Source organism: Caulobacter sp. CCUG 60055 (genome assembly GCF_022750545.1).
Taxonomy (GTDB): Bacteria; Pseudomonadota; Alphaproteobacteria; order Caulobacterales; family Caulobacteraceae; genus PUIC01.
In genome coordinates, this window is record NZ_PUIC01000016.1 from 103461 (window position 1) to 127133 (window position 23673).

Here is a 23673-nt window from a genome sequence, read left to right on the forward strand (position 1 = left end):
GTTATATACAACCATTCCCGACCATGTGACGCTGGGTCAACCTTAGGTCATGTTGGGAGGCATGAGCATGGTTGTACAAGGCTCGAACGGCGTCGGTCTGCATGGGTTCGACGCTCCTCACACAAAACGGCGCGGGCTGACGCGCGGCCAGGCGATCGCCATCGGCGCCTCGGTCCTGCTGCACGTCGTCGCCGGCGTCTACGTCTATAATCAGCACTTCCGACCCGTGCAGCCCGACGCCCTGCCGGCGGGGCCGGTCATGACCGCGCCGATCGTCGAGATCGATAACCGGCCCAAGTCGACGCCCAAGCCGATCCCGCATCAGGTCCCGGTCCACCGGACCCAGACGCCGCCGACCACGACGCCGGTCGCTCCCTTCGCGCCGAACCCCGACGCCGTGATCAGCAAGACGGACACGCCGCCGGTGCTGGCGCAGGAGCCGGTGAAGGCCGTCCCGGACGCCGGGCCGACGGTCGATCCGGCGCCGAAGGTCATCGCCAACCCCAACTGGCTCGCCAAGCCGACGGCCGACCAGATGGCCCGGCTCTATCCGCCGCGCGCCATCGATCGCAACCAGTCGGGCGGCGCGACCCTGCGCTGCGTGGTCAACGCCAACGGCTCGGTCGGCGCGTGCGCGGTGATCGACGAAGCCCCGGCCGGCGCCGGCTTCGGCGAAGCCGCCCTGAAGCTCGCCAAGTATTTTCGGATGAGCCCACGCACCGAAGACGGCCGCCCCGTCGACGGGGCCATGGTCCGCATCCCGATCCGCTTCAGCCTGGCGGACTAGGCGTCGTCAGAGGCCCCTCGCCGAACGGCGGGGGGCCGCTTGCGTCCGTCAGCGCCGGATCTGATGGCTGACGTGATTTTCCTCCTGGTTCAGCGCCCGCTGCTCGGCCTTGCTGATATGGCCGTGGTCCATGCGGGCGTAGGCGCGCTCCTGGCGCCGGATCGAATGGTCCTCGGCGTGCAGCCGATGCGCGCGGGCCGCGCTGATCTCATGCTCGCGCCGTTCGACGTGGATGCGGTGGGCCTGGTGGGCCAGCCGCGCGTTGACTTCCGCCCGGCGCGGGTGGTCGTGCCGCCAGCGGGTTTCCGCCGAAGCGCCGGTCGCCGCCATCACGGCGGTGATCAGGCCGACTGCGGCGATCGCCAAGGTCTTGCCAGCCATCTCGATATCTCCTGTTCGGCCGCGTGATTGCGACGATCAGGAGCCTAGGCCCGCCAGGCTGAACGCCCCTGACCGATCCGCGTTCAGCCGGCGTTCAACTGGCGAGGACCGGTTTCAATAGCTCTTGGGCAGGTGCAGCACGCGCTCGGCGATGAAGTTCAGGATCATCTCGCGGCTGACCGGCGCGATGCGGGCGATCATCGCCTCGCGGAAATAGCGCTCGACGTCGTACTCCTTGGCGTAGCCCATGCCGCCGTGGGCCAGGACCGAGCTTTCGCAGGCGCGGAAGCCCGCCTCGGCGCCCAGATACTTGGCCGCATTGGCCTCGGCCCCGCAGTCCTTGCCGGCGTCGTAGAGGGCGGCGGCCTTGAACGCCATCAGGTTGGCCGCCTCCAGCTCGGCCCAGGCCTTGGCCAGCGGATGCTGGATGCCCTGGTTCTGGCCGATCGGGCGTCCGAACACCACGCGCTCGTTGGCGTAGGTCGCCGCCTTGGCCAAGGCGGCGCGGCCCAGGCCCACCGCCTCGGCCCCGAACAGCACCCGCTCCGGGTTGAGGCCGTGCAGCAGGTACTGGAAACCCTTGCCCTCCTCGCCGACCAGATCGTCGTGCGGGACGTGCAGGTTGTCGATGAAGAGGGTGTTACACTCCACCGCCTTGCGGCCCATCTTCGGGATCGGCTTGGCCTCGATGTGGGCGCGGTCGAAGTCGGTATAGAACAGGCTCAGGCCCTGGGTCGGCTTGGCGCACTGATCCTTGGGCGTGGTGCGGGCGATGATCAGGATCTTGTTCGAGCGCTGGGCGCTGGTCGTCCAGATCTTGCGGCCGTTGATCAGATAACCGTCGTTGGTGCGCTCGGCCCGCGTCTCCAGGCTGGAGGTGTCCAGGCCCGAGTTCGGCTCGGTGACGGCGAAGCACATCTTGTCCTGGCCGGAGATCAGCCGCGGCAGGTGGCGGTCGCGCTGGTCCTGCGCGCCGAACTTCACGATCGGCATCGGGCCGAAGATGTTCAGGTGAATGGCCGAGGCGCCGGAGAAGCCCGCGCCAGACTGGGCCACGGTCTGCATCATGATCGCCGCTTCGGTCAGGCCCAGGCCCGCGCCGCCGACGCTTTCCGGCATGGCCACGCCCAGCCAGCCGCCCTCGGCGATGGCGGCGACGAAATCCTCGGGGAAATGGCCGGTTTCGTCGGTGCGCCGCCAGTAGTCGTCGTCAAACCCGGCGCAGACCTTGGCGACGCCGTCGCGGATCGCTTCCTGTTCCTCGGTCAGCCAAAATCCCGACATGCGCGCCTTCCCTTTGCGATGATCTTGTTATGGATCGAACCGGCCCGGCGCGAACGCCGCCGCGTGAGGCCCAGGCTCGTCCCCCGCGAGATACGCCGCGGCCATCCGCGCCACAAGCGGGGCGAGCAGCCAGCCGTTGCGCCGCGCGCCCGTCGCCAGCAGCAAACCCGGCGTCCGGCCGAAGCCGACCAGGGGCATGCCGTCCGGCGTCGCCGCCCGCACCCCGGCCTGGGCCTGGACCGAACCGCCGTTCAGCCCAGGATGCAGCCGCCGCGCCAGCGCCTCGAACCGGGCGGTCACCTCAGGGTCGGGCCGGCGGTCGTTCGCCCCCGCCTGCATGGTGGCCCCGGCCGCCACGCCGGCCGCTCCGGGGGCGACGTAGCCGTCCCTCGTTCTCGCCGTCGCTCCGCGCCGAGGCCCCTGCCCGGCCAGCCGGACGATCTGGCCCTTGATCGGCTCCAGAACGCCGAGCTCGGGCGCCAGGCCCTGGGCCCCGAAGCCCGCCGCGACCACCACGAAATCCGCTTGCGCCGAACGGCCGTCGCTCAGCCCAGCCACGCCCGGCCTCCATTCGACCAGGCCCGCCCGCGCCACCTCGCCGCCGGCCTCGACGAAGGCCGCCCGAAGTCGGTCCAGGGCCTCCAGCGGCTCGATCCGCCAGTCCTCGGGGGTGAACACCGCTCCGACCGGGACGGCGAGCCCCGCGAAAGCCCCAGCAGCGGCGGCGCTCAGGCGCTCGGCCCGCGCCCCGGCGGCGGCCAGTCCTCGTTCGATGTCGTCCTGGCGTTCGTTGTCGACCCACAGCGCGCCCGAGCGGTCGAGCGTCAGGCCCGCCGCCTCGGCGAGCGGCGTCCAGGCGTCCCGCGCCGCCGCCAGCAGTTCGAACCTGCCGTGGGTCGTCGGATCGAGCACCGCCTCGAAAGCCGGAGCCAGCATACCCGCCGCCACGCCGGAGGCGTTGTCGCCGACGGGCGTCGGATCGGCCAGGATCACGCGCGCGCCTTCCCGCGCCAGGATCAGGGACAGGACGGAGCCGATCGCGCCGGCGCCCGCCACCAGTACGCGCGCGCCAGTGAGCCGAGTCATGGAGGGCAAGCCACTCCCGCCCGGCGCAAAGGTCAAGCCCGTTCGGCGCCGATCAGGCCGTCCGCGCCGTCTTCAGGCCGCTCCTGGCCTGCGACCAGCCCGAGGTGAAGGCCTGGGCGGCCGTCCGCTCCTGGAAGGTGAGCACCTTGACGTCGACCTCACCGGCCGGATCGGTATGGATCATCAGATAGGGAACATCGGCGAAGCGGTCCGCCTCGACGCCGTGATTGGCCACGAACCGATTGAGATAGACGCCGAACAGCCGAGCCTCCTCGCCCGCCTCGACGTTCAACCTAACCACCACATCGACCATGGCGCCACCACTGCTCATCCGACCCGGACGGTCCGCCTTCCAGTAATCAGACTGCGCGCCGGGATGTTCCGCATGCAAGCATATTTTTGCAGCGCAGCAATCTCGACGCCCCTTGACGGCGGCGTCCGCCGGGCCAATCCAATGGCCATGACCGACGACCTGCTATCGCTGTTCCGAGCCGCCAAACCCTTGAGCGACAAGCCGTTCATCGTCTCGGCGGGCGGTCGCGTCCTGACCTATGGCGGCCTGGACGCCCTGTCGGCGCGGCAGGCCAACGTCCTGGTCGAGCTCGGCGTCGCGCCCGGCGACCGCGTTGCGGTGCAGGTGGAGAAAAGCGCCGAGGCCATCGCCCTCTACATCGCCTGCCTGCGCGCCGGCGCGGTCTATCTGCCGCTGAACACCGCCTATACCCTGGCCGAGCTGGACTATTTCATCGGCGACGCCGAGCCGAGGCTGGTGGTCTGCGCGCCGGAGCGGGCCGAGGGCGTGGCCGAACTGGCCGCCCGCCACGGCGCGGCGGCGCTGACCCTGGGCGTGGACGGCCTGACGGGAAGCCTCGCCACGCGCGCCGCCAAGGCCTCGGCCGCCTTCGCCGACGTCGCGCGCGGTCCGGGCGACCTGGCCGCCATCCTCTACACCTCGGGCACCACCGGCCGGTCCAAGGGCGCGATGCTCACCCAGCGCAACCTGGCCTCCAACGCCGTCGCCCTGCGTGACGCCTGGCGGTTCACCACCGACGACGTGCTGCTGCACGCCTTGCCGATCTTCCACACCCACGGCCTGTTCGTGGCCAGCAACGTCGTGCTAGCGGCCGGCGCGACCATGATCTTCCTGCCCAGGCTGGACCCGGACCAGGTGTTCCGCTTCCTGCCGCAGGCGACGGCGATGATGGGGGTGCCGACCTTCTACACCCGGCTGCTGCAGGACCCGCGCCTGAACCGCGAGGCGACCGCGCATGTCCGCCTGTTCGTGTCCGGATCGGCGCCGCTGCTGGCCGACACCCATCGCCAATGGTCCGAGCGCACCGGCCATGCCGTGCTCGAGCGCTACGGCATGACCGAGACCAACATCAACACCTCCAACCCCTATGACGGCGACCGCGTGCCGGGGTTGGTCGGACCGCCCTTGCCGGGGATCGAACTGCGCGTGACCGACCCTGAGACCGGCCGCCCGCTGGCGGCCGGCGAGATCGGCATGATCGAGGTGCGCGGGCCGAACGTCTTTCCCGGCTACTGGCGGATGCCCGACAAGACCGCCGCCGAATTCCGGGCCGACGGCTTCTTCATCACCGGCGACCTGGGGACCATCGACGCGCGCGGCTACGTCCAGATCGTCGGACGCGGCAAGGACCTCGTCATCAGCGGCGGCTACAACGTCTATCCCAAGGAGATCGAGACCGAGCTCGACGCCCTGCCCGGCGTGGTCGAGTCGGCCGTGATCGGCGTGCCGCACCCTGATTTCGGCGAAGGCGTCACCGCGGTCCTGACCGTCCGGCCCGGCGCCGAGGTGTCCGAAGCCGACGTGCTGGCCAGCCTCAAGCAGCGGCTCGCCAACTACAAGCTGCCCAAGCGGGTGCTGGTCGTCGACGAACTGCCCCGCAACGCCATGGGCAAGGTGCAGAAGAACCTGCTGCGCGACGCCTATCGCGACCTCTATACCGGCTGACCGTCGATCGCCTTCCAGACCTGGCGCCGGGCCGCCACCGCCCGCACCGCCCGCTCGATCGCCTCGCGGCGGCGCCAGGGACGGAACGAGTCCTTCGGGCTCAAGGGATCGCCGAGGTGGTACTTGGCGATGAAGCGGGCCAGCGGTCCCATAGGCTCGGGCAGGATCGGCCGCAGCCGACCGGCGGTGTTCAGCGCCTCGATGGCTCCGATCAGCCCGCCATGCCGGACGATCGCCTCGTCCATCTCGTCGGGAGACCGGCCCATATAGTGCCCGGCCAGCCGGTTGCGGAACCGCCGGATCGCCGCCCGCCCCTCCTCGTCGCGTTCGGCCAGCTCGACGCCCAGCTCGCATTCGGTGTCGAACCCGCCCGAGCGATTGTTCAGATTGGCCGACCCGACCCGGGCGATGCGGTCGTCGATGACGCTGGTCTTGGCGTGGACGATGACGGCGCGGCCCTGCGGCGTCTCCGGGCAATAGGCGCGAAACCGCCCGAACACGTCGGCCAGCTGCAGCCGCCGGATCAGCACCGAACGCGTGTGGTCCATGGTGGCGCGATCAAACCAGCTCGGGCTGTGCTCGGTCGAGATCAGCACCACCTCCGGCCCGTCCGGCTCCTCGAGCCGCGCCGCCAGGGTCTCGGCCGCCACCGGCGAGGTGAAGTACTGGTTCTCCAGATAGATGGTCTGGCGCGCCGCCGTGAAGCTGCGCAGGGCCAGCGCCCCGATCTCGAACACCTCCCGCGCGCCCTTCCAGCCGGGCTCGGTGCGGGCCACCGCCACGTCGACGTCGGTCAGGTCCGGGCGGACGAAGCCGGGCCAGAGGTCGAGGCCGACCTCTTCGGCCGGCGGCGCGGGCGGCGGCGGGCGCTTGGGCTCGGCCCTGGTCCAGCGCTCGCGGGCCAGCTCGCCCAGGGCCCGCGCCGCCGGACCGTCGACCATCATCATCACCTCGTGCCGGGGCGGATGGTATTCGTGGTCGGGCATGATCCGCCGCGGCTCGCTGTCGAGGTGGGCGGGCGTGTCCCAGCGATCCGGCATGAAGTCGCCGCCGCCGCAGAAGGCCAGCTGGTCGTCGATCACCAGCACCTTCTGGTGGTGGCAGCCGCCGAACGGCACCTTCGCGTCGAGCAGGAAGCGCACGCCGCTGCCCTTGAACCATTTGCGCGCCTGATGCGGGAAGAACACCTGGGTCGCCGAGATCGGCACGGCCGAGCGCCAGATCTGCACGCGGATGTCGAGGTCCGGCCGCGCGCGCGACAGCCGCAGCAGGACGTGGCCGATCTCGTCCGGATCGTCGGGCCCCTCGCGGCCGTCCGGCGCCAGCCGCGTGCGGGCGTCGAAACCCCAGCCGAGCAGCACGATCGAGCGGCGAGCGGCGCTCATGGCCGCCAGGGCGGCGTTGAAATAGGCCTGGGTGTCGACGAGGAAGGCGGCGCGGCGGGCCCGCTCGACCCGCCAACAGGTTTCACCCGGCTGCAACAGCCCCATCGCCCCTCCGCGCCCTAGCCTTTGCCGGACACGCCCGCCTGGTCGAAGGTGGCCATGCCGCCGTGGACCTCGCAGGCCAACCTGACCAGAGAAAGCGCCGCCGCCGCGCCGGTTCCCTCGCCCAGCCTCAGGCCGAGATCGAGCAGCGGCCGCTTGCCCAGCCGCTCCAGCAGGCGACGGTGGCCGGGTTCGGCCGAAACATGGCCGGCGATGCAGTGGTCCAGGGCCGACGGATCGATGGCGTGCAGCACGGCGGCGGCGGCCCCGATCACATAGCCGTCGAGAATGACCGGAATCTTCTGGGTGCGGGCGGCGGCGATGGCCCCGGCCACGGCGGCCAGTTCGCGCCCGCCGACCTGGCGCAGGACCTGCAGCGGATCGGAAGCGCCTTCGGCTTTGGCGCGGGCGACGGCGGCCGCCACGGCCTCGGTCTTGCGGGCCAGCCCGGCGTCGTCGACGCCGGTGCCGCGGCCGGTCCAGTCGGCCGCCTCGCCGCCGTACAGGCCATGGCAGACGGCCGCCGCGGCCGTGGTGTTGCCGATGCCCATTTCGCCCAGGATCAGCAGATCGGGCTGCTTGGCCAGCACCTCCATGCCGAAGGCCATGGTCGCGGCGCATTCGCGCTCGCTCATGGCGGCGCGCTCGACCATGTCGGCGGTGGGCCGGTCGACGGCCAGGTCGAACACCTCCAGCCCCGCGCCGTGGAACCGCGCCATCTGGTTGATCGCCGCGCCGCCGGCCGCGAAGGTCTCCAGCATCTGGCGGTTGACGTCGGCAGGGAAGGCCGACACGCCGCGCGCCGTCACCCCGTGCGCGCCGCCGAAGATGGCGATGATCGGCCGGTTGACCTGCGGCGGGGCCCGGCCGCTCCAGGCCGCCAGCCAGTCGCTGATCTCCTCCAGACGGCCGAGCGCGCCGGCCGGCTTGACCAGCCGCCCCTCGCGCTCGGCCGTCCTGGCGCGGGCCTCCGCGTCAGGGCCGGGAAAGCCGGCGATGAGGGCGCGGATGTCGTCGAAGGGCTGAGCGGTCATGGACGCGGCTTAGCGGGCGCGGCGGCGATTGGAAACCCGGCACGTGGTCCGGCCGGCGGTTTGCGGCTTTCAGGCCGGGCGGACGCGCTCTAGGGTCCGCGCGGGGATGGGCCGAGCCCGAACGGAGACCCTGGTTTGCGCCGCGCCATCGACGACCTGATCCTCTGCCTGATCTTCTTCACCCGCTTGCCGGCGCGTTGGCGCGGAGACCTGCCGCCGCAGCGGATCACCCAGGCGCTTCGCCTGTCGCCGATCGTCGGCGCGGCGGTCGGCGGGATGGTCGGCGGAATCTACGCCGTGCTGGAGCTGGCCGGCCTGGCGCCGATCGCCTGCGCCGCCGTCGCCGTGGCGGCGGGCCTGGCCCTGACCGGGGCCTTTCACGAGGACGGCCTGGCCGACACCTTCGACGGCCTGGGCGGAGGCGCGACGCCGGAGCGCAAGCTGGAGATCATGCGCGACAGCCGCGTCGGCTCCTATGGGGCCGCCGCCCTGATCATGGCCTTGCTGGTCAAGGTGGCGCTGATCGTCGACCTGGACGACCCGCGCACCACGCCGATCGTGCTGGCCGCCGCCGGCGCCATGGCCAAGGCGGTCAGCGTGGTGCTGATGCACGCCACGCCGCCGGCCCGCGCCGACGGCCGCTCGGCCGAGGCGGGTCGACCGGGATGGGCCGAAACCGCGACCGCCGCCGTTCTCGGACTGATCGCGACGGCCGGCGCGGCGATCGCGCTCGACGCCCCGTTCGCCATACTGACGGCTGTGGCCGCCGCCGCGGCCGCGGGACTGGGCGTCCGCGTCCTGGCCATGCGGCATGTCGGCGGCCAGACCGGCGACATCCTCGGAGCGACCCAGCAGGCCAGCGAACTGGCCACCATGCTGGCCTTCGCCCTGACCCTCAAGATTTCGCACTGACCCCTGAAACGGGTGACGCCCCGCCGGGGCAAGGCGGGGCGTCGGCCGACCACGACCCAGGGACTACAGGTCGTGATCGGAGCTCGTGATAAGGCCGAAGGGCCTTAGGATTTGTAGTTGGAGCAGGCGCCGTCGCGCTCGGCGATCAGCTTGGCCTTGGCGTCGGGGCCGGCCTTGCGGGCCTCGCGCTCGGCGTCGGCGCGGGCGCTCTCGCCCCGGTCGACGATGTAGCTGACCCGGCCGCGCGACTGATCCTTGATGAAGGCGTCGATCGAAGTCGTGTCTATTTCGCCGAGCGCCTTCGAACCGATCAGTCCCCGGCAACGCTCGGCCTGGAGGTAGGAAGCGTCGGTCAGACGCGGCGCGGCGGCCTGGGCGGCGGTCGCGGCGGCGGCGGCGAGAACGGCCGCCGTCATCGAGATGGTGAAGAATTTCATGGTCGCTCTCCCTCGCTGGAACAAGGATAGATTTGCTTCGAGCCAGGGAGATATTCAAATTAAATGCAATTTATATTTGATCATTACATTGAGTTCATGATTACAATTAAGTAATGTGCAGAAATCGCCCAATTCAAGCCGCATTCGCGCAAAACGTCGGACCCCTCCATGACAGATACGCTCAAGCTCGACGCCCAGGCCCTGAACGCCTTCCTGCTCCGCGCCTTCCCCGACGGAGATGAAGATCGTCGCTCGCGGGTGGTCGAAGCCGCGCCGGGGCGCGTGCGCATGGTCCTGCCCAGCAGCGGCTGCCTGCTGCGGCCCGGCGGCGTGGTTTCGGGACCGACGATGATGAGCCTGGCCGACGTGGCCGCCTACGCCCTGGTGCTGGCCCATGTCGGCGAGGAGCCGATGGCTGTGACCACATCGCTGACCATGCACTTCCTGCGCCCCGCCCGCCCCGGCGACCTGCACGCCGAGGCCAGCCTGCTGAAGCTCGGGCGCCGCATCGCCACCAGCGAGATCGCGCTGTGGACCGAAACGCCGGAACGGGCCGCCGCCCGCGCCATCGTCGCCTACGCCATTCCCTCCTGACGCTTGCATCCGCCGCGCGAGGCAGGTCTGATGACGTCATGAACGCGCCCGTTTCCTCCCCGCCCCGGCCGATCGTGACGCCGTGCGTCAAGGTCTGCGCCGTCGACGGCGAGAGCGGCTTTTGCCTGGGCTGCCAGCGAACCCTGCCCGAGATCGCTCGCTGGTCGGCGATGAGCGACGCCGAACGGGCGGCGGTGATGGCCGACCTGCCCGGTCGGCGCGCCCTGATCCGCCCGGAAAAGCTGGGACTCTAGGGGCCCGCCCGCCGGCGCCGGCGCCCGATCCGGACGTCGCCGTTGATTCACCGGTTAAAAACCCTTCTGCGCCATAGTGTTACCCAAGCAGGCTGAACAACGGCCGCGAATGCCAATTCATGGCGGGGTGTCTTCATGATCCGTTTGGCGGCGATAGGCGTGGTGAGCTTGCTGTCGGCGATTGGCGCGGTCCAGGCCGTCGGCGGTTTCGACCGCGCCCAACAGGAACCGGCGGCCAACGCCGCGGTCGCCCAGGCTTCGGACGCCTCGGGGCGGCCGATGGCTGCGGCGGCCGAGACCCAGGCGGCGGAGGTGGTGAAGGCCGCCGACGGCCACTACTGGGCCGAGGGCGACGTCAACGGCTCGCGCGTCAAGTTCCTTGTCGACACCGGCGCCTCGGCCGTCGCCCTGACGGCCGCCGACGCCCAGCGTCTGGGCTTTCAGACCGCGAGCCTCGACTACAATCGCAAGGTCATCACCGCCAACGGCGAGGCGCGCGCCGCCCAGGTCAAGCTGGCCAGCGTCTCTGTCGCCGGCGCGCGCGTGGCCGACGTCGACGCCCTGATCATCGACAAGGGGCTGGAGACCTCGCTGCTCGGCATGACCTATCTGGGCCGGCTGTCCAAGATCGAGGCGACGCGCTCGGCGATGATCCTGCGCCCCTGAGGCCCGTCCCCCTCAGGCGGTTTGCAGCAACGGCTCCCGCTGCGGCCGCACGGCCTCCAGAGCCCGCTCGATCACCTCGACGCCCGCGCCGGGCTTGACGCCCTCCACCGTCAAGATCCGCCGCCAGGCCCGCGCGCCGGGCACGCCGTGGAACAACCCGAGCATGTGGCGGGTCATGGCCGCCAGGTGCACGCCCTTGGCCAGCTGGGCGCGGACATAGGGCAGATAGGCCTCGACGGCCGCGTGGGGATCGACGTCGTCGACCGCCTCGCCGAACACCCGCCGGTCGACCTCCCCCAGCAAGCCCGCCTCGTGATAGGCGGCGCGGCCCAGCATCACCCCGTCGACGTGCCGCAGGTGCTCCAGGGCCGCATCGACCGACGGCACGCCGCCGTTGATGGCGATGGTCAATTCGGGCCGCTCGCGCTTGAGCCGGTAGACCAGCGGATAGTCGAGCGGCGGGACGTCGCGGTTCTCCTTCGGGCTCAGCCCCTTCAGCCAGGCCTTGCGGGCGTGCACGACGAAGGTCGACACCCCGGCCTCGGCGCACCGGTCGACCAGTTCGAACAGGCTCTGTTCGGGGTCCTGGTCGTCGACGCCGATACGGCACTTCACCGTGGCCGGAACCTCGACCGCGTCCAGGATCGCGGCCATGCAGTCGGCGACCAGCGCCGGCTCGCGCATCAGGCAGGCGCCGAACCGGCCGCTCTGCACCCGGTCCGACGGGCAGCCGACATTCAGGTTGATCTCGTCATAGCCATAGTCCTGGCCGATCCGCGCGGCGGCGGCCAGGTCGGCCGGCTCGGAGCCGCCCAACTGCAGCGCCACGGGATGCTCGCAAGGGTCATAACCCAGCAGCCGCTCCCGGTCGCCGTGCAGCACCGCGCCCGTCGTCACCATCTCGGTATAGAGCAGAGCCCGCCGGCTCAGCACCCGATGCAGGGCCCGACAATGCCTGTCGGTCCAGTCCATCATCGGGGCAATGGAAAATCTATAAGACTGATAGGTCAGGATTTTTCCCTTAATATCAATGTGTTGCGTCAGCTTCCAGCTACGCCGCAACACGACTTTATACGCAATTCTTCTCTATAACTCTCTACTGAACCGCACCGGATTTGCACGCATAAATGGCCTCGATCCGCAAGCAGAAGTCCGGCTCCTATCGAAATGGACATGTTCGCGGGCGTACAACTCTTCAAGGCGCTCCTTTACGAAGGCCTCGTGGTTGGAGAGCACGCAAGGCTCAGGAAAAATATAGGTCGTTTGCTTGGTTGCGATGTCATCAAGGTCATCAAGAATGAATGCAGTCAGATGATAGAGCCTTCTTGAGATCGCGACGGGCAAGACGCCAGTCCGGAACGGATCTCGGATTAGCTGGCGCCGCGGCCGACAGGCTCACTCGCACAGGCGCCACTCGCTCAGTAGAAGCCTCGCAGGATGCGGTCGACGTAGTTGCGGCTGCCGGTCCACTGATATTCCGGCATCCCAACGAGCAAGTGGGTGACGCCGATCAGGGCGCAGAACAGGGCTTCGCCGGCCAACCTAGGGTTCTCGGCTGCGTCGCTCTGGAGCGCTCCGATCAGCCTGGAGAAGCGCGCGAGCTCCGGCACAACGTCGTCGTCCTCGATGAACCAGCGATCCTCGTGTGTCTCCCGGCGGTCTTGGATCAGGAAGACGACCTTGTAGCGGGCAGGGAACCTCAGCCAGTAATCGACGAAAGTCTGGGCGACCTTGCGCAACTGCGCTTCGGGCTCGATTTCCGCGGCTTCCGCGGCGTCCAGTTCGACGAACAGCGGCGCGAAAGCTTCCGACCAGAGGGCGCGCACGATGGCGGTCTTGTGCGGAAAAAAGCGATAGAGGGTCATGGTCGGCATACCGGCCCGCTTGGCGATCAGCCGGATGCTCAGCCCCGCCACGCCATCGGCTTCGAAGAGTTCTCGCGCGGCGTCCAGAATCCGGGCTCGCCCTTCTGTCCGGCGACGTTCCCTCAAGCCCATCTCGCGTTCCGGTCCGCTCATCTCGTCCCCTAGGCGCGTGGCGTCAAACGAAGGCCGCTTGACGATGCGTACACGTACGCATATCCATTCGATTTGCGTACGCGTACGCGTACGCACCCAATAACCACTCGAGCTTCTCGGGTCCAGCTCAAGCGAGGCAGGCGGATGGGCGATCAAACAGGTTTCGGCGCGACGAGCCTGTCCCGTAGGACCGCCCTCACCTTCGGTGCGGGGGCCGCGGGGTTGGCCGCCATGCAAGGCTCCGCGACGGCGCAGACCCAGTCGCAAGCAGCAAGCCGCCCTGCGGATTCCAGCGCGTCGGTCGACGTGGTGGTCGTGGGCGCGGGCTTCGCAGGCCTGACCGCGGCGCGAGCGCTCCGCGCAGCTGGCCATAGCGTCGTCGTGCTTGAAGCCGATGATCGCGTGGGCGGGCGCACGAAGCCGGGCAAGATCGCCGGCGAGACGGTCGATCTCGGCGGCCAGTGGGTCGGCCCGGCGCAAGCGCGGCTACTGGCGCTCGCCAAAGAATACGGCGTCGCTGTCTATCCCCAGTTCACCGCTGGCAAGAACATCCTCGACGTGGCTGGTCGCCGCGTGACCTACGAAGGCGAGACGCCGGGGCTTAGCCCGATGGCTCTGGTCGAGCTCGCCCTGGTGATCGGCAAGTTCGAGGCGTTGGCTCGCAAGGTTCCCGCCTCGCGTCCGTGGGAAGCGCCCGACGCCGAGGCGAACGACGCTCAGACCATGGAGACCTGGGTCCTCGCCAACGCGAAGTCGCCTGCCGTGCGGACTGTGATGCGCCTCGCCGTCCGCACCCTCGCTTGCGCCGAGGCCAGCGAGATCTCGCTTCTCGCCATGCTGGCGGCGGCATCTTCGGCGGGCGGTCTCAACGAGATGATTTCCACGCGCGGCGGCGCACAGGATTCGATGCTGCGGGGCGGGGTCTGGCAACTCGCGGCGAGAATGGCCGAAGAGCTCGGCTCCGCCTTGGTGCTGAGCGCGCCTGTGACCGCCATCCGTCAGCATGAAAGCGGCGTCACCGTGCAGGCCGGCGAACGCCAATGGCGCGCGCGCTATGTGGTGGTCACCGCGCCGCCGTCCATGGCCGCGCGGATCGACTATCAACCGCCCTTGCCGGCGATGCGGGACGGCCTCACCCAGCGCATGCCGATGGGCTGCGTGATTAAGGTCCACATCGCTTATGAGCGTCCGTTCTGGCGGACGCAGGGCCTGACCGGGAACGTGCTGTCCGATCGAAGCGAGTTCGGACCGTGGTTCGATCATTCGCCCGAACACGGCTCAACGGGTGGCCTGGTGGGCTTCTTTGCCGGAAGGGCCGCCCAGCGCTGGGCGGAACGCTCGTCTGACGCCCGACGTGAACAGGTCCTCAAGGACGTCGCCGTCTATCTCGGCGACGAGGCACTGAAGCCGGTCGACTTTCTCGAGGAAGTCTGGACCGCGGCCAAATGGCATCGCGGAGGGTATGGCGCGACGCCCGGCCTTGGCGTGCTGACCGGGTTCGGCCCAGCTCTGCGGGAGCCAGTTGGTCGCATCTACTGGGCCGGGACAGAGACGGCTGAGGCTTTCGCCGGCTACATTGACGGGGCCATTCGTTCCGGCGAGCACAGCGCTCAGGAGGTCGCCCGACGTCTTTGAACCGAGCAGCGATTGGAAAGGCTTCACCTACATCCGAGAGCCCTGCTCTCCGCTCCCGCCGTCAGTCGGCGGCTTGAACCGCCCGCTAGATCGCAGCGTCGTCGATTGGCGTTTGGCTCAGTACGCGGCTTATCAGGGCCGGCTCGGTCGCTACGCCGACCTCCTCGCCGGCCTTCGAGGTCCGCCGTCCGCCGTAGACAGCGACCGCGCGGTCTGGGGCTGGCTTAACGACGCGCTGAAGGCGCTTCCCTTCTCCGGCTGAGACCCATAGTTGGCGCCGCTTCCCTCCGACCTGGGAAGCGGCGTCTGGCTAGGTCTAACGCAGGAGCGAAAGCGAGCGAGGACGGGAACGCGGGCCGGCGCCTCCGCAACCAGCTGATTGTAATACATAATTACCCGCCACCGAGACGGCCGAAAGCCCGTCAGGCAGGGATTGCGCCCTCCCTGGCGGGCCGCGCGGCAGGATGTCAGTTCCCCGCCGATCGCGCCTCCGGGCCGCCGAGATACTGCATGAAGTACTGCTGGGTGCGCTTGACGCCGTAGGGCAAGGCCCCGGCGATATGACCCGCATTGGGAACGATCAGCAGGTCGAAGGGCCTGTCGGCGGCGATGAAGGCGTCGCTGAGCTTCATCGCCTCCTGCAACGGCACGATCTCGTCGATCCCGCCGTAGATCAGCAGCAGCCTGCCCCGCAGACGCGCCGCGAGCCGGACGTTCCCCGAGGTCTGCTGATAGGACGCGCCGCCGCCGCCGGCGGGAAGTCCGAAATAGCGCTCCGTGCTGACGGCGTCGGTCATCGAGGTCCAGTCCGCCGGGCCGACGCCGGCGACGCCGACCTTGTAGAAATCCGGGAACAGCAGCATGGCGTGCACCGATCCATAGCCGCCGTAGGAGTGGCCGGTCACGCCGACCCGGTCGAGGTCGAGATAGGGGCGGGTCGTCGCCAGGTCGCGCAGGGCGGCCACGTGGTCGGCGGCCCCGAAGGCGTCCTCGGTCCCGAAGAAGGCCTCGCGGAAGGCCCGCGACCGGTAGGCGCTGCCGCGCCCGTCGATCACCAGCACGATGAAGCCGAGTTCGGCGGTGGCGAACGGCTCGACGACGCCGCTCGACGCGAAGAACTTCGGAAAGGTCACCGGCGCCGATCGCTGCTGCGGGCCGGGATAGGTCATCTCGATGACGGGATAGCGCTTGTTCGGGTCGAAGTCGGTGGGCTTGAACAACACGCCATAGAGATCGGTGGTCCCGTCGGCGGCCTTGGCGGTCACCAGTTCGGGGGCGCGCACGCCGAGCCGGTCGAAGACCTTGGGGTCGGCCTTGACCAGCTCCTTGACCAGCCGGCCGTCGCTGGTGCGGATCACCAGGCTGGAGGACGCCCCGGCGGTCGCGACGCTGTCCACCAGGTACCGGCCGCTCGGCGACATGCTGGAACCGGGCCAGGGGCCGCCGCTCCAGAACACATAGCCGTGGTTGAACTGGTGGTCGGCGTCCTCCGGCGTCAGCAGCACGGGCTCGCCGCCGTCGAGGCCGACCTTGTAGAGATGGCGATAGTCGGGGTGGCGCCCCGCCTCCTTGCCGGCGGCGGTGAAATAGATCGTCCGGGTCCGCTCATCCACCCGCACCAGGTCGGCCACCGTCCAGGCCCCCTTGGTCAGCTGGCGCTTCACCTTCCCCGAGGCGAGATCGTACAGATAGAGATGGCCGTAGCCGTCGCGCTCGGAATACCAGATGGCCTCGCCGCCCGACGACAGCACCTGCACGTTCGGCAGGGCGTAGTCGAAGGTGTTGAGACGCACGTTGAACTTGGCCGTCTCGGTGATCAGCGGCGTCACCGCCCCGGTGTTCAGGTCGGCCTTCAGCAGCTGGTAGCGCGAGCCGCCGCGATTGGCGCCGATCAGGAACGCCGCCCCGTGCTTGAAATCCCACCAGACCTTGCCGCCGGCGGCGTAATAGCCGAGGGCGAAATCGTTCAGGGCCTGCGGGTCGATGTCGATCCGGCGGACGGTCCCGGACTGGGTGTCGATCAGGGTCAAGGCGCTGTCGGGGCGCGAGGCGTCGCCCGAGACGGGAGCCCGGCGCTTGTAGATCACCGGCGGGCCGCCTTCCGGCGGAAGGTATTCCGTGACCAGCAGGCGCTCGGGAATGCGCCGCAGGTCCTGGCGCAGCCCCAGGACGTAGCGGCCGTCAGGCGACCAGACCACCCCGAACAGCGGGTCGGCCTCGCCCGCCCTGCGCCGGGCGACCTTCTCGTCGTCGATATAGGAATCGAAGTCGCCATAGGCGAAGTTCTCGACGCCGTCCTGGGTGAGGCGACGCTCCTCGCCGGTGGCGACCACCTTCAACCAGAGGTCGAAGCCCCGCCGGAACACCACCTTCGAGCCGTCGGGGGACGCCGCGCCGCCCGCGCCGCCGCGCGCCGCTTTGGGCTCGCAACGATGCGCCGCGGCGTCGCACTGGAACACCCCGCCGGTCGTCGTCACGACGGGGCGACGCGGATCGCTGAGATCGAGAGCCCCCACGCGCAGGCTCGTCTCGCTCGCCGGCCCGGCCGCGGTCGCCGGCTGGGCGGCGGCGAGCGCCTTGTGGTCGAAGGCGGGCCGGGTCTCGCCGGTGGCGGCGTCGACGACGACGTAACGCCGGCCCTCGCCGACCCGCTCGACCATCCAGAACCGGTCCGCCCCGTCCAGCCAGTGGATCTGCGGCATGGTCTCGCCCAGCTTCGCGCGCAGGACGGCGCTCATGAACGGCTGCGCCTTGGCCAGCCGGCTCTCGGCCGAAACCTCCGCCCGGGCGGCCGGCCCTCCCATCGCCAGCACGGCCGCGAGCGCGATCCACGGCGCCCAGGCGCCGCGCTTCGAAGCGCGCGTCCTCGCCTGGCTCCAAGCCCGACGGGCGGGCCTAGCCGGCGACGGATCGATCCTTCCGCTCCATCCGAGCGAGGGGGAAGACACAGTCATCTTGGCCTCCTGAACAGCATGTGAAACGGGCTTGTCGCCGCCGCGACGGGCGTCTAGACCGCGGGCGACGCGGCGGCGGCCTTGCGCAGCCGAATGTTCGCCGCCAGGGCCGCCCAGAGCGCGACGATGGCGACGCAGAGGGCGAGCGCGCCGACGGCCGCCATCGACAGGCCGACCCGCCCGGGATCGTGGAAGACGCCGTCGGTGAGCATGGCGACCATCGCCGGACCGACGCCCAGCCCCGCCATGGCGTAGGTGAAAGAGGTCGTGGCAGCGAACACCCCGTGCAGCCGGCGCGGCGCCATGTCCTGGGTCGCCGCGACGCTGGCGGTGCCGGCGATGTTGAACAGCAGCAGCCAGGCCCCGTAGCCGAAAAGGGCGAGGCCGGGCGTTCCGGCGATGGCGAACATCGACGCCGGCAACGCCAGGGTGGCGGCGATGGCCGCGGCGCGCTGGCGTCCTTCGACGACGCCGCCCCTGTAGGGCAGGTCGCTCAGCTTGCCGCCGATCAGGGCTCCGGCGGCCGAGGTGATCAGAATGACCGACCCCAGTTGCAGGCCGAGGCCGGCGGCGTCGAAACCAAACCGCCTGACGAAGAAGGCCGGCGCCCAGGCGCCGAGCGCGGCGTCGGTCAGCGAAACCAGGGCGATGGCCGCCACCAGCGGCAGGAGCACGGGCGTCAGCGGCCGGACGGCGGCCAGGGATTCGGCCATGGTCGGCGGCGGAAGGCGCGCCGCCCCCTCGCCCTCGACCGGCTCGTGCAGGGTCGCGACCAGCGCCAGGACCGGCAGGCCCGCGACGGCGACGATCGCCAGCACCTGCCGCCAGGGCTGCGGCGGGAACGGCCAGCCGAGAGCCGGCGCGTGCGGGCCCTGGAGCCAGGCCAGCAAACCCGCGCCGATCGCCACGGCCGCCCCGGCGCCGAGCGTCACGCCCGTCATCAGGACGCCTATGGCCATCCCCCTGCGGCTAGGCGAGAAGCAGGCGTTGATCAGCGAGAAGGCGGCCGGAAACAGGCACGCCTCGCCCAGACCGACCGCCAGGCGCGCGGCGAACAGCGCCGCGAAGCTGTTCGCGAAGGCGCAGGCCCCGGTCCCGAGGCACCAGGCCGTCAATCCGACCAGGATCAGGTTGCGGCGGTTGGTCCTGTCCGCCATCCAGCCCAAAGGCAGGCCCGCGCAGGCGTAGATGACCGCGAAGGCGGTGCCCTGGACCAAGCCCAGTTGCAGGTCGGTGAGCGACAGGTCGCCTCGTATCTCAGTGACGAGGACGTTGATGACGTAACGGTCCGTATAGGACAGGAACCCCGCGATGGTCAGCACCGCAAGCGTCCACGCCGCAGATCGCCGCATGTCTGTTCCCTCTCCCGGCGTTTCTATCACCACCGACTGGCGGCCCCTTTTCGGGGATTGACCGGATCGCGCCTGAAACCGGGCGGGCGATCCGTTCGCCGCCCCGCCATCGACGCGGTTCGTGATATTGACATGTCACAAAAGCGGTGATGACCTCAACAACAAAATGAACATGAACTCAATATTGAGAACGTGACCTTTCAACCCCGTCGCCGAGGGGCCGGCGACACCCGCGACCGCAATCCGGACCAGACCCGGACGCCGAAACCTCGCGCGTCGCGCGTCGACCTGAACCGCCGACCAAAAAAGAGAGGAAGAGGGAATGAAACGCCGAACCGACACCAGACGACTGATGGCCGGCATCGCCGCCGGCACCTTGCTGGCCGCGACGGGACTCGCCGCCAACGCCGCCGCTCCGGCGACGTCCGCGTCGACGGAGGCCGTCGATGAAATCGTGGTGACCGCGCAACGACGGGCCGAAACCATTCAGACCGTGCCGATGGCGATCACCGCCCTGACCAGCAAGGCCCTGGTCGCCGCCGGGATCGCCAATTTCCAGGACTACGCCGTCCGCATTCCCAACCTCGCCTTCGCCTATTCGGGCGACTCCATGGCCAGCAGCCAGACCATCGCCATTCGCGGCGTCTACGGCGTCGGCACCACGGGCATGTATCTCGACGACACGCCGCTGCCCGAAAGCGTCGACCCGCGCGTCCTCGACCTGGACCGCATCGAGGTGCTCAAGGGACCGCAGGGAACGCTCTACGGCGCGCGGTCGATGGGCGGCACGGTGAGGCTGATCAGCGCCCTGCCCGACGCCTCAGCAGGTCAGGGCTTCGTCCACATGGTCGGGTCGGCGACACGGGGCGGCGGGGTGAACGGCACGATCGACGGGGCGATCAACCACCCCCTCGTGCAGGACAGGCTGGCCCTGCGGGTCAGCGCGTTCGCGGACTACGAGTCCGGCGTGTTCGAACGGGCGCCTTCCTCCGACGCGCCCGCACGCTTCGACACCATCAAGAACGTGGCGGCGGCGCGACGGCAGGGCGGCTCGATCACGTTCGGCGCCAACCTGCTGGACGACAAGCTGACGATCGTCCCGCGCTTACTGTTCCAGGACATGGACGAGAACGGCCACCCCTACGCCGACGTGTCGCCGGGAAACTTCGTCCAGAAGCGGTGGTTCGCCCTGGCCGAGCCGGGCAGCGATTCCTGGCGGCTCTACAGCCTGACCGCCAAGTACAAGACACCCTTCGGCGACATCACCTCCGACACCTCGCGCTTCGTGCGCGACGCGGCCGACAGCGAGGACTCGTCCGAGGTGATCTCGCTCCTGCTCGGCACGCCGCCCGTGCCGGTTCTCTTCCACCACGACGAGCGCTATCGCGCCTTCACCCAGGAAGTCCGCTTCACCTCCCGGTTCGACGGGCCGCTCCAGATCAACGCCGGTGTCTTCTATCAGGACAGCAAGGACACCAGGACCAACCCGCCCGTCTCCGCCGGTCCCTATGTCGACAACATCTTCAGCGCCGAGTTGAACACCGAGGTCGAGGAGACCGCCGTCTTCGGGGAGGCGACCTACGACCTCACCAGCGAGCTGCGGCTGATCGCCGGGGCGCGATGGTTCGACAACCAGGTGCTGTTTCGGGCCGTCGAGGACGGCGTCGCCGGCACGCCGGGCGGCTTCGCCGGCAAGCAGCACGAGCGCGGCGTCAATCCGAAGTTCAGCCTGCAATACCGGTTCGCCGACGACCGCATGGTCTACGCGACCGCCGCCAAGGGCTTCCGGATCGGCGGCGTCAACGCCTTCCCCGCCGCGCTGTGCGCCGGGGGCCTGGCCGCCATCGCCCTGACGCCGGCCCAGGCCGAATCCTACAATTCGGACTCGGTCTGGAGCTACGAGGTCGGGGCCAAGACGAGTTGGCTCGAACGCCGCCTGACGGTGAACGGCTCGCTGTTCGACATCGAATGGTCGGACGTCCAGCAGGTCGCCGCCCTGCCGTCCTGCGGGTTCCAGGTGCACGTCAACGGCGGCGCGGCCCGCAGCCGGGGCGGCGAGATCGAGGCCCAGATCGCGGTCAGCCCGGCGTTGAAGCTGTCGCTCGGCGCGGGCTACGCCGACGCCCAGATCGTCGATCCCGGCCCCTATCGCATCCTGCCCGCGGGCTCGCCGATCCCGCAGATCCCGAAATGGACGCTGAACGTCGCCCTCGACTACCGGTTCGAGCTGCCGCACGCCCTGCCCGCCTTCGTCCATGCCGACTACGCCTATGTCGGCTCCAGCCTGAGCCAGAACAACAGCGTCGCCGATCCGATCTCCAGGCCCGCCTACGCCCTGGCCAACCTCCGGACCGGGATCGATTTCGACCATGTCACCCTGTCCCTGTTCGCCAACAACATCTTCGACGAGCACGCCAACCTGGCGGACGTGCAGCCCGAATCCGTCTCCCTGCCGGGCCGGCCGCGCATCGCGACCAACCGGCCGCTGACCATCGGCTTGGACGCGCGGGCGCGTTTTTGAGCCGGCGTCGCGAAGATTTCTCAGTCTCCCCAACTTCGCCGTCCGAGCATTCAGAGCCGCTCGGACGGCTCCTTTTTTCGCCCTGGGTTCGATCTTCGCCGGCCGCCGCGTCGCAGTCGACGCGCCTGCGGCCGCTTTGACATTCCACAATCGCCAGGGCCAGTGTAAAGCGCCCGCTTGGCCTGCGCCCGAGAACGAGATGCGCCGTTGAAATCGAAACCCAGTTCGAAAGCGCCGCCGCCGGCGCCGGCCAAGCGAAAGTCGCGAACCGCCGGGGCCGCGTCCCGGTCGCTCGCCGAGGCGGCCTATGAGGCGATCTGGCGCGACATCCTCACGCTGACGCTGCATCCGGGACAGAAAATGTCCGAAGCGATGCTGTCCGACCGCTTCGGGTTCGGCAAGGCGCCCATCCGCGCGGCGCTGGCGCGCCTGGTGCAGGAGGGACTGGTCGAGAACCACCTTCGCGGCGGCCATATGGTGGCGCCGATCACCCTGGCCGACATCCAGGGGCTGTACCACCTGCGGCGCATGACCCTGGGCGAAGCCGTCCGCATGGCCTGCGGCGCCGTCACCGACGAACTTCGCCGAGCCTACGAACGGGTCGCCAACCTCGAATTCGCCGGTGCGACCTCGGACGTCATCCTGGCGTTCTGCTTCAACAACCGGGACTTCACCGTCGCCTTGGGCCGGGCCGCCGGCAACCCGCTGCTGGCGACCTGGATCACCTCGCTCGAAGACCGGTTCCTCAGGCTCCTGTTCCTGGGCGTCCGCTCGAACCCGAGCGCGGACCTCTATCAGGCCGACTATCGCAGGATCTGGTCCGCGCTGGAGGCCGGGCGCGCCGAGGATGCCCGCAAGGCCATGCTCGAGGCTCTCGCGGTCAGCGAGAAGATCATCACGGACGCAGTGCTGGGCATGCCGGAGCTGCGCACGCTCAATCTCGGCGACCTGCTCGGCCCGGCCGCCGGCGAACGCGGCAAGACGCCCGCCAAGCCCTGAGGCTCGCAACCCGATCCTGGGCGCCGACCGGCGATAATTGAGGCTTGACTCACTTATCGCCGACGGCCAATCGTGTGACATGTCACAATGCGCCCATGAGAAGCCATCAACATGACGTCGCCTCACACTTCGAACGCCCACGCCCCCTCTGCGGACGAGGTGGCCGCGGCCTGCGCCGACGACTATTTCGAAGCGCGGGACAAGTTCCTCGCCGCGGCGCGGTCGGCCGGGGCCCAGGTCGAGACCCTGCCGTGCCCCGGCGTCGGGCCGGCTGGCGAGCCGCTCTCGATGGATACGGCCCGGCTCGGCGAGCCCGGCGCGGACAAGCTCCTGGTGGTGATCTCGGGCGTCCACGGGGTGGAGGGGTACGCCGGCTCGGCGATCCAGGTCGACGCCCTGCGCCGGCTGCGCCCGGCCCCTGGCCAGGCCGTGCTCTGCATCCACGCGGCCAACCCCTACGGCATGGCCTGGACCAGCGTCGAGACCGAGGGCGGCGTCGACCTGAACCGCAACTTCGTCGATTTCGACGGGCCGCTTCCCCACAACCCGCTCTATGACGAGCTGGACGACGTCTTCATGTGCCCGGAGGTTTCCGGCCCGTTGCGCGAGGCCGCCGAGCTCAAGGCCCGCCAGTACGTCGAGCGCCACGGCCTTTCCCAGTATCTGCACGCCGGCGCCGACGGCCAGTACCACCGCCCCGGACGGTTCAACTTCGCCGGCCGCGAGCCGGCCTGGTCGAACACCGCCGTGAGGGCGGTCATCGCCGAGGCGGCGCGCGGGGTGGCCGACCTCGCCCTAGTCGACGTCCACACCGGGTTCGGCGACCGCGGCGCGGGCGTCATGCTGGCGATCCGCCAGACGCCGGAGGCGAACGCCCGGGCCAGGGCCTGGTGGGGCGACACCATCCAGATTCCCTCCGCCGATTTTCCGTGGACTCCGCAGGGCACCCTGGTCGCCGCGGCCCCGCAGATGGCCCCCGAGGCCCGCGTGACCGCCGCCGCCCTGGAGTTCGGCACCGAACCCATCGAGCGTGTGGGCCAATCCATGGTCGACCGCTTCCGGCTGGCGACCTTCTCCAGCCTCGACGCCCCCGAGGCGGCCGGGACGCTGGCCGAGATCAAGGCCTGCCTCGCCCCCTCGGACACGCCCTGGCGTCGCGCCGTGCTGAACCGTGGCCGCCAGGTCCTCGACCAGGCGCTGGCGGGCCTGGCAGGAGCCTGACAGCCACGGCCAGCCTTCCGGCCTAGAACCGGTGCTTCAGTTCGACGCCATAGGCGCGCGGCGCTCGAGCAGC

Annotated in this window: 21 protein-coding genes; 10 read left to right on the top strand and 11 right to left on the bottom strand. The window is 69.7% G+C overall.

Annotated elements, in window-relative coordinates; translation table 11 throughout:
* Positions 1-61: 61 nt before the first annotated feature.
* Positions 62-787: an energy transducer TonB gene (locus C5708_RS17905; protein ID WP_242923204.1), complete on the top strand. Its 726-nt coding sequence runs from the start codon at positions 62-64 to the stop codon at positions 785-787.
* A gap of 48 nt (positions 788-835) precedes the next feature.
* On the opposite strand, the gene C5708_RS17910 is transcribed toward C5708_RS17905, so the two are convergent.
* The 4 genes from C5708_RS17910 to C5708_RS17925 form a co-directional block, all read right to left on the bottom strand.
* Entirely contained in the window at positions 836-1168 is a 333-nt protein-coding gene (locus C5708_RS17910; RefSeq protein ID WP_242923205.1) for a hypothetical protein, read from the bottom strand.
* A gap of 114 nt (positions 1169-1282) precedes the next feature.
* A complete protein-coding gene (locus tag C5708_RS17915) occupies positions 1283-2452 on the bottom strand; it encodes an acyl-CoA dehydrogenase family protein (RefSeq protein WP_242923206.1) in 1170 nt (389 codons plus the stop codon).
* Positions 2453-2479: 27 nt separating this feature from the next.
* Positions 2480-3538, bottom strand: coding sequence for an FAD-dependent oxidoreductase (locus C5708_RS17920; RefSeq protein WP_242923207.1), 1059 nt, complete (start codon positions 3536-3538; stop codon positions 2480-2482).
* 52 nt (positions 3539-3590) lie between these two features.
* A complete protein-coding gene (locus C5708_RS17925; protein WP_242923208.1) occupies positions 3591-3869 on the bottom strand; it encodes a hypothetical protein in 279 nt (92 codons plus the stop codon).
* Between the two features lie 123 nt (positions 3870-3992).
* Between C5708_RS17925 and C5708_RS17930 the strand changes: the two genes are divergently transcribed.
* Positions 3993-5516, top strand: a complete 1524-nt coding sequence (locus tag C5708_RS17930; protein ID WP_242923210.1) for a malonyl-CoA synthase — start codon at positions 3993-3995, stop codon at positions 5514-5516.
* Here C5708_RS17930 and C5708_RS17935 read toward each other — a convergent pair.
* Together C5708_RS17935 and cobT are read right to left on the bottom strand one after the other, a co-directional pair.
* Positions 5504-7006 (bottom strand): phospholipase D-like domain-containing protein, encoded by a 1503-nt coding sequence (locus C5708_RS17935; protein WP_242923212.1) that lies wholly within the window; start codon positions 7004-7006, stop codon positions 5504-5506. The two genes, C5708_RS17930 and C5708_RS17935, sit on opposite strands and share 13 nt — an antisense overlap.
* A gap of 14 nt (positions 7007-7020) precedes the next feature.
* Positions 7021-8037, bottom strand: a complete 1017-nt coding sequence (cobT, locus tag C5708_RS17940; protein ID WP_242923214.1) for a nicotinate-nucleotide--dimethylbenzimidazole phosphoribosyltransferase — start codon at positions 8035-8037, stop codon at positions 7021-7023.
* Positions 8038-8172: 135 nt separating this feature from the next.
* Between cobT and cobS the strand changes: the two genes are divergently transcribed.
* Entirely contained in the window at positions 8173-8949 is a 777-nt protein-coding gene (cobS, locus tag C5708_RS17945) for an adenosylcobinamide-GDP ribazoletransferase (protein WP_242923216.1), read from the top strand.
* Between the two features lie 104 nt (positions 8950-9053).
* On the opposite strand, the gene C5708_RS17950 is transcribed toward cobS, so the two are convergent.
* The gene (locus C5708_RS17950; RefSeq protein WP_242923218.1) at positions 9054-9386 is read right to left on the bottom strand and encodes a hypothetical protein; all 333 of its coding nucleotides are present in this window, start codon (positions 9384-9386) and stop codon (positions 9054-9056) included.
* A gap of 168 nt (positions 9387-9554) precedes the next feature.
* On the opposite strand from C5708_RS17950, the gene C5708_RS17955 reads away from it, so the two are divergent.
* The 3 genes from C5708_RS17955 (at position 9555) to C5708_RS17965 (ending at position 10900) form a co-directional block, all read left to right on the top strand.
* Positions 9555-9980, top strand: coding sequence for a PaaI family thioesterase (locus C5708_RS17955; protein WP_242923219.1), 426 nt, complete (start codon positions 9555-9557; stop codon positions 9978-9980).
* Between the two features lie 38 nt (positions 9981-10018).
* The gene (locus C5708_RS17960) at positions 10019-10234 is read left to right on the top strand and encodes a DUF1289 domain-containing protein (protein WP_242923221.1); all 216 of its coding nucleotides are present in this window, start codon (positions 10019-10021) and stop codon (positions 10232-10234) included.
* A gap of 162 nt (positions 10235-10396) precedes the next feature.
* A complete protein-coding gene (locus C5708_RS17965) occupies positions 10397-10900 on the top strand; it encodes a TIGR02281 family clan AA aspartic protease (RefSeq protein WP_347567033.1) in 504 nt (167 codons plus the stop codon).
* 12 nt (positions 10901-10912) lie between these two features.
* On the opposite strand, the gene dusA is transcribed toward C5708_RS17965, so the two are convergent.
* Together dusA and C5708_RS17975 are read right to left on the bottom strand one after the other, a co-directional pair.
* On the bottom strand, positions 10913-11926 hold the full coding sequence (gene dusA, locus C5708_RS17970) for a tRNA dihydrouridine(20/20a) synthase DusA (RefSeq protein ID WP_347567034.1): 1014 nt from the start codon (positions 11924-11926) through the stop codon (positions 10913-10915).
* Positions 11927-12318: 392 nt separating this feature from the next.
* Positions 12319-12918, bottom strand: coding sequence for a TetR/AcrR family transcriptional regulator (locus C5708_RS17975; RefSeq protein WP_242923227.1), 600 nt, complete (start codon positions 12916-12918; stop codon positions 12319-12321).
* Positions 12919-13062: 144 nt separating this feature from the next.
* Here C5708_RS17975 and C5708_RS17980 point away from each other — a divergent pair, with 144 nt between their 5' ends.
* On the top strand, positions 13063-14553 hold the full coding sequence (locus C5708_RS17980) for an FAD-dependent oxidoreductase (protein WP_242923229.1): 1491 nt from the start codon (positions 13063-13065) through the stop codon (positions 14551-14553).
* Positions 14554-15020: 467 nt separating this feature from the next.
* Here the strand turns inward: C5708_RS17980 and C5708_RS17985 are convergent, their stop codons facing one another.
* The gene (locus C5708_RS17985) at positions 15021-17357 is read right to left on the bottom strand and encodes a DPP IV N-terminal domain-containing protein (RefSeq protein WP_242923409.1); all 2337 of its coding nucleotides are present in this window, start codon (positions 17355-17357) and stop codon (positions 15021-15023) included.
* A 203-nt stretch (positions 17358-17560) separates the two neighbouring features.
* Complete coding sequence (locus tag C5708_RS17990; RefSeq protein ID WP_242923231.1) at positions 17561-18859, bottom strand: MFS transporter; 1299 nt, start codon at positions 18857-18859, stop codon at positions 17561-17563.
* Positions 18860-19181: 322 nt separating this feature from the next.
* On the opposite strand from C5708_RS17990, the gene C5708_RS17995 reads away from it, so the two are divergent.
* The 3 genes from C5708_RS17995 to C5708_RS18005 all read left to right on the top strand — a co-directional run bounded on the left by C5708_RS17995 (position 19182) and on the right by C5708_RS18005 (position 23600).
* Positions 19182-21380 carry a TonB-dependent receptor gene (locus tag C5708_RS17995; protein ID WP_242923233.1) on the top strand — a complete coding sequence of 733 codons (2199 nt, stop codon included), beginning with the start codon at positions 19182-19184 and terminating at the stop codon, positions 21378-21380.
* A 207-nt stretch (positions 21381-21587) separates the two neighbouring features.
* On the top strand, positions 21588-22379 hold the full coding sequence (locus tag C5708_RS18000; protein ID WP_242923235.1) for a GntR family transcriptional regulator: 792 nt from the start codon (positions 21588-21590) through the stop codon (positions 22377-22379).
* 111 nt (positions 22380-22490) lie between these two features.
* Positions 22491-23600, top strand: coding sequence for a DUF2817 domain-containing protein (locus tag C5708_RS18005; RefSeq protein WP_242923237.1), 1110 nt, complete (start codon positions 22491-22493; stop codon positions 23598-23600).
* Positions 23601-23673: the final 73 nt, after the last annotated feature.